The sequence below is a fragment of the Aquimarina sp. AD1 genome (assembly GCF_003443695.1).
GTDB lineage: Bacteria > Bacteroidota > Bacteroidia > Flavobacteriales > Flavobacteriaceae > Aquimarina > Aquimarina latercula.
Genome location: NZ_CP031966.1, coordinates 1,904,928 through 1,911,363, shown reverse-complemented (window position 1 = coordinate 1,911,363; position 6,436 = coordinate 1,904,928). Strand labels below are relative to the sequence as shown.

The window sequence follows — 6,436 nt, the reverse complement described above, 5'->3', positions numbered from 1 at the left end:
ACCTGTAAGGGTTTTACTTGAATTTTTTAAATAAAAGTTAATGAGAAAAAAATATATACTAATTGTAACAGTTCTTTTAGGCTTCGTCTTCCAACAAAATAATTGGGCCCAACAAGATGCTCAGTATACTCAGTACATGTATAACACAATTAGTGTAAATCCTGCTTATGCAGGTAGTCGAGGGGTTATGAGTATAATGGGTTTACATCGTAGTCAATGGGTAGGACTTGATGGAGCTCCACGCACTCAAACATTAACTCTAAATACACCCATAGGAGATAATAATCGAGTTGGATTAGGCTTGTCAATTGTAAATGACGAGATCGGACCCACTGATGAAACATATTTTGATATTGATTTTTCTTATACGATTCCTACTTCGGATACCGGGAAATTAAGTTTTGGAATAAAGGCAGGTGGACATTTATTAAATGTGGATTTTGATCGATTGTCACAGTTTGATACTGGAGATCCTCTTTTTAATAATGGAAATATAGATAATAAATTTAGCCCTAATGTTGGTGCTGGTATTTATTATCATACTGATAAGTTTTATTTAGGATTAAGTGCTCCTAATTTATTAGAGACAGATCATTTTGATGAAAGCGCAGCGATAGATAGTAATGGAAACTCCTCATTTATAGCAGAAGAAAGAATTAATTATTATTTAATAGCGGGTCATGTTTTTGATTTAAGTGATACTGTAAAGTTTAAACCAGCGATTTTAAGTAAGTTGGTTTTTGGAGCCCCGCTACAAGTAGATTTATCAGCTAATTTCTTGTTGTATGATAAACTTACTCTTGGGGTAGGATATAGATGGAGTGCAGCATTTAGTGCGATGGCTGGGTTCCAGGTATCAGATTCTTTAATGATCGGATTTGCATATGATAAGGAGTCTACAGAATTGGGTAGAACACAGTTTAATGATGGAAGTTATGAAGTTATGTTACGTTTTGAATTATTCAGAAAATATAACAGAATGCTAACTCCTAGATTCTTTTAGAAAAAATGATTAGGAACTTTATGAAATATATAATTTCTACATTTTTAATTTTTATGTTTTCATGTGCTTTGATTTCACAAGAAAAGCAGCTCTTAAGGGCGGATGAAAACTTTAAGAGATACGCGTTTGTAGATGCTCGTAAAATTTATTTGAATGTTGCAGAGAAAGGATATTCTTCTGCTGATTTATTCAAAAAACTTGGAGACTCTTATTATTTCAATGGACAATTAGAAAAATCTGTTATATGGTATGAAAAAATGATAAATGATTACCCCGATGATATAGATACAGAATACCTGTTTAGATATTCACAAAGTTTAAAAAGTATCAAAAAGTATGATGAAGCAGATAAAATAATGGAAATGTTTTATAACATAACCAATACGGATCAACGAGCAGTATACTTCGTGAGTACTCGCGACTACCTTAGATTTATTGAAATGCAATCTGGAAAATTTACGCTAAAAAGAATAAATATTAATTCCGCTTTTTCAGACTACGCGCCTAGTTTCGATAACCTTGGAAATCTTGTTTTTGCCTCTTCAAGAGGAAACTATAGTTCTATGTCAAAGGTTATTCACGAATGGAATGAAATGCCATTTTTAGATCTTTATAAATCTGATATTGGAACACAAAAAAATGTGCTAGGACCAGCTAAAAAGTTGAAGGGTAAGATAAATACTAAGTTTCATGAATCCTCTACCTCTTTTAGTTCAGATGGCAAAACAGTGTACTTTACACGAAATAATTTCACAAAAAAGAAACTTAAATCTGATGCGAGTGGAACTATTCTTTTAAAATTGTATCGAGCAAAGTTAGAAGGGAATAAATGGGTTGATATAGAAGAACTACCATTTAATAGCGAAGAGTATTCAGTTGCTCATCCTGCACTAACCGCAGATGGGAAACATCTATATTTTGCTAGTGATATGCCTGGCACTAGAGGGTTGTCGGATTTGTATAAAGTAGAAGTATTTGAGGATGGTACTTTTGGTGAGCCAATTAATCTTGGAGATAAAATAAATACAGAGGGAAGAGAAACTTTTCCATATGTAAGTGATTCTGGAAGACTTTATTTTGCGAGTGATGGACACGTTGGGCTAGGTGGATTAGATATATTCGTTACAGTTCCAGAAGAAGGTACTTTTTCTATACCATACAATATAGGAAAACCAGTAAATAGTTCGGAAGATGATTTTAGTTTTGTATTAAATGAAGAAACTAAAATAGGTTATTTTTCTAGTAATAGACAAGGAGGTAAAGGAAATGATGATATTTACAGTTTTAAACAAATAGATGAATTAATAACTACCTGTAAACAATATGTTTCTGGAGTAGTAACAGAGGATCCTACGGGTGAAATATTAGCCAATTCTGATGTGATCTTATTGGATGATGATGGTAACGAAATCAATAAAACAACAAGTGATAATAATGGAGTGTATACTTTTGAAGTAGAATGTGAGAAATCCTACATCATTAGAGCGCTTAAAGATGGGTATAATCCGTCAGAAGAAATGCTATTGACCAATACAGCTTTAGAGTATACCCATCAAGTACCATTACAATTATCAAAAGGAGGTTTTAGTAATAAAGAGGTGCTTCCAGGTGATGACCTAGCAAAAGTGTTAGATCTTCAAATTATTTACTTTGATTTGGATAAATCTTTTATTAGGCCTGACGCAGAAATAGAATTACAAAAGATAATAGCTGCGATGAAAGAATATCCTACTATAAAAATAGATGTTCGTTCTCATACAGATAGTCGTGCCCCAGATGATTATAATTTGGCTTTGAGTGAACGTAGAGCAAAAAGTACAATTAAATATATAGTAGAAAAAGGAGGGATAGATAGATCCAGACTCACTGGTAGAGGATATGGAGAGTCTTCATTAGTAAATAAATGTGACAATAATACTAACTGTAATGAACAACAACATCAGGAAAATAGAAGAAGTGAATTTATTCTATTAGAATGATAAACGATATTTTTTGATCTTTTTAATCATTAAGAGTATAGTTAGGCATAAATATTGAAATGATTTGATAAGTTTTATTTTAAAAAAAATATGAGAAAGAACAATGTGATTTGTTAATGGGAGCTAATTTAATTTCAAAATATTGTGTTTTTTATTTTTATATGACGATGGGAATAAAAACGTTAAGCAACATTTTACAAAATTTTTGATCTTATTTTAGTATGGCCTCTCTTATGTTTGGGTGACATTAGAGAGGTCTCCCTTATTAATAGTCTTTCTATTACCTTCTCTTTGCTTTTATTTCCAGAATAATCTTTGTAATGAATAAAGCAGGATCAATTTTTTTATCTCTAAATTATCAATGTTTCCTATTTTAGCAGTCTATGGTAGATCATAAACTATTAGCGTATTTAGAATCTTTTCTTACGCCCAGACGACAAGGCCTTTATAAAAAGGTAATTGAGGAACGTACTAATTATTTTACGGTTGCGGTAGAAGATGTATATCAATTACACAATACAAGTGCAGTAATTAGGAGTTGTGATGTTTTTGGAATTCAGAATGTACACGTGATAGAAGAAATAAATGCTAAACGTATTGATAGAGAGATTGCAATGGGAGCCCAAAAATGGGTAGATATAAATAGATATACTACTTCTAAAGCTTGTATTGCTGAGTTAAAAAATAAAGGATATCAAATAGTAGCTACTACACCACATGATAATTCGATAGAGTTAAAAGATTTCGATATTAATAAGCCTTCTGCATTTTTCTTTGGGCAGGAACAAGAGGGATTAAGTGATATGATCTTAGATGAAGCCGATGTAAAATTACACATACCTATGGTTGGTTTTACAGAAAGCCTTAATATTTCGGTTTCAGCTGCTATTATTTTGCAGCAGGTAACATCTTTATTAAGGAACTCTAAGATCGATTGGAAGTTGTCAGAAGAAGAAAAATTAGAAAAAAGATTGGATTGGGCTAAAAAAGTAATCAAAAGCCACGAGAAAATTATTGCTAGATACAGAAAGGAGAATACCTAACAGATACTAAATAACTCATTACGAATTATTTTTAATAAGTTACAAATTCTAGATAAATACTGCTTTTATTTTTTGTAAGTAACTTATAAATAAAGGTTTACACGTAAAAGGTTAATGTCCTTAAATCAGAGGTTTTATTAATTAATTCGCTATATTTGATAAGGACTAATCGTTTTAACTCCCTAAAAACATGTTTGTCATGAGCAAAAAACAGTCGCCTACCAACAAGATTAAGTCACTTTTTAAACAAGTGAAAACAGGAATTAAACCTAATAAAACTACAATTAATTATACATCCGAAGTAGTACACGATATTTTTCAAAAAAGAACAAGTACTTCTTAATTCTATTTAAAACATAGAAGAAAAGTATATCCAAAGAGATTAAGTAAGCCTTGGATATACCTCTAAAATCATAAGATTTACCTTTTGGTTAAGTATATGTTTTGTGTAAAATAATTGTTGTAGTCATAATTCTCTTTTACTTCAATGTTTCTTGAAAAATGCTGATATGCAACATTTGATACTTTTAATTCCCAGTTACCTCTTGGTAGTTGCAGAGAATAAGATCCGTTCTCGGATGTAGTTGTAAAGTGTCTAATTCCGTTTTTAAAAACTTCAATTGATATAGGTTCTTGAATAGTTTGAAAAGTACTATTATTAAAAACACGACCCTTTACATTGTAAAAACTTTGAAGAATAGGTTCTTTTTTTGATGTTTTAGTGCCATTCCAATTATACCAATTTGGTGTGTTACCCCAAGTCCATTTACCAGAGAAAGAATTATTAAAATTAGAGTTATTCATTTCAAAACGAATTATCCCTTTTCTATTCATCCTGTAATTGTCAAAAGTTCCTTCAAAATATTCTTTACCATTTATATAATGTCTATATCCATAAATGACGCCAATATCTGCATAATCTCCATATATTAATTGTCCTTTTTCTACAAGTCTTAATTCTCCATAAGTGGAGTTCCAGGTTCCTACCCAGTTTATAGTATTGCTTTTTTCTAAAAGAGATATTTCATCTACAAATGTTATATCGTCTTCATTAGAACAGCTAAACAAGAATAAAGAAGTTAAGCATAGACAAACTATTTTCAATTTTTTCATGGTATGTATGTTATTTAAAAGTTACATCCATTAGTATTAAAAAATTAGAAAGGTTAACAGATAACTATTTTTTTATAAAACAGTTATTGGTTTTTAAATCTAATTTGTAATTTAAAGACTTAATTTTTAGATCAATAATTATGGTTACATGGTTTGAAATTCCGGTTATAGATATGGATCGTGCTAAATCCTTTTATGAAAAAGTTTTTGAAATAGAAATAGCTATCCACAAAGTAGAAGGGTTACAAATGGGTTGGTTTCCTAATAAAAATGTAACGGGTGAAGTTACAGGATCATTAATACTTGCGGGAGATCATTATAAACCTAGTGAAGACGGAGTTATGATCTATTTTTCTTGTAGTGATGTAGCTAATGAAATAAGTAGAGTAGAGGATGCTGGAGGAAAAGTATTATCTAAGAAAACACAAATATCAGAAGAACATGGATACATGGCTTATTTTGTAGATTCGGAAGGGAATCGAATATCATTACATTCCCTTCGATAAGATAATGTATTATTATTTTCTATCTAGAACTTTATACTCTTCATAGCATTCACTGATTGCATCAAGAATTTGTAAGTCATTAGCAAACTTTATGAAATCAGCAGAATAGTTACAATTACGTAATATTTCATCAATGTCGATACGTTCTACTTGAAGCAATGCCATAAGTGTAGCTCTATCGAATTTTGTTTCCAGTAGGTTCCTTATTTCATCATCTTTCTTCATCTTTCTTAGCTTACGCAGTTCATTAGACCGTTTACTAAAAATGTTATAGAGAAAGTCTGCGGGATTAAAAATAGCACCTAACACTTTATTAACAGCTCCAGGTTGTCTGCTACCTCCTTCATATCCAGAGTTTAAACCAGAAATGCTATATCTGTAATTATTATATACAGGGATTTTTTTCGCATCAATTTCTAAGTATCCAGTAAGTTGTACATCTGCAACGACAACTTCTTCAAGAGCGATACCAAGTTCAGTCATTTTGATTTTTACATCACCAAATTTTTTCCAGTCATTAGTAACTCGAACTCTAAGAGGTTTATATCCAATGTATGTAAAATATAGGGTGTCATTAACTTTAGCTTTAATCTCAAAATCACCTTCTTTGTTAGTAATGGTACCTATAACCTGACTTAGGTTTACTACGTGAACACTCTGTAATTTACTATCAGTAGAGGCATTCAGTACTTTTCCCGATACTGTTTGTGAATCAGTTTCTTGGGCATTAATACTGATGCCTACAATAAGTAATATGTATATTAAAAATCTTTTCAAAAGCTTATTTTTATA

General features: G+C 31.0%; 7 protein-coding genes. 5 read left to right on the top strand and 2 right to left on the bottom strand.

All coding sequences use genetic code 11. From position 1 onward, the window contains the following. Nucleotides 1-40 precede the first annotated feature (40 nt). From D1815_RS08645 to D1815_RS23590, 4 genes are all read left to right on the top strand, one after another. Nucleotides 41-1,003 carry a type IX secretion system membrane protein PorP/SprF gene (locus D1815_RS08645; protein WP_118386632.1) on the top strand — a complete coding sequence of 321 codons (963 nt, stop codon included), beginning with the start codon at nucleotides 41-43 and terminating at the stop codon, nucleotides 1,001-1,003. Nucleotides 1,004-1,023: 20 nt separating this feature from the next. Continuing rightward, a complete protein-coding gene (locus D1815_RS08640; protein WP_118386631.1) occupies nucleotides 1,024-2,982 on the top strand; it encodes an OmpA family protein in 1,959 nt (652 codons plus the stop codon). Nucleotides 2,983-3,365: 383 nt separating this feature from the next. Beyond that, a complete protein-coding gene (locus tag D1815_RS08635; RefSeq protein ID WP_027394043.1) occupies nucleotides 3,366-4,025 on the top strand; it encodes an RNA methyltransferase in 660 nt (219 codons plus the stop codon). A 199-nt stretch (nucleotides 4,026-4,224) separates the two neighbouring features. Further along, nucleotides 4,225-4,368 carry a hypothetical protein gene (locus D1815_RS23590; RefSeq protein ID WP_155839710.1) on the top strand — a complete coding sequence of 48 codons (144 nt, stop codon included), beginning with the start codon at nucleotides 4,225-4,227 and terminating at the stop codon, nucleotides 4,366-4,368. 77 nt (nucleotides 4,369-4,445) lie between these two features. Here the strand turns inward: D1815_RS23590 and D1815_RS08630 are convergent, their stop codons facing one another. Next, the gene (locus D1815_RS08630) at nucleotides 4,446-5,138 is read right to left on the bottom strand and encodes a hypothetical protein (protein ID WP_118386630.1); all 693 of its coding nucleotides are present in this window, start codon (nucleotides 5,136-5,138) and stop codon (nucleotides 4,446-4,448) included. A gap of 140 nt (nucleotides 5,139-5,278) precedes the next feature. Between D1815_RS08630 and D1815_RS08625 the strand changes: the two genes are divergently transcribed. Beyond that, a complete protein-coding gene (locus D1815_RS08625) occupies nucleotides 5,279-5,644 on the top strand; it encodes a VOC family protein (RefSeq protein WP_118386629.1) in 366 nt (121 codons plus the stop codon). Nucleotides 5,645-5,656: 12 nt separating this feature from the next. On the opposite strand, the gene D1815_RS08620 is transcribed toward D1815_RS08625, so the two are convergent. Then, nucleotides 5,657-6,421, bottom strand: coding sequence for a carboxypeptidase-like regulatory domain-containing protein (locus D1815_RS08620; protein WP_027394040.1), 765 nt, complete (start codon nucleotides 6,419-6,421; stop codon nucleotides 5,657-5,659). Nucleotides 6,422-6,436 lie beyond the last annotated feature (15 nt).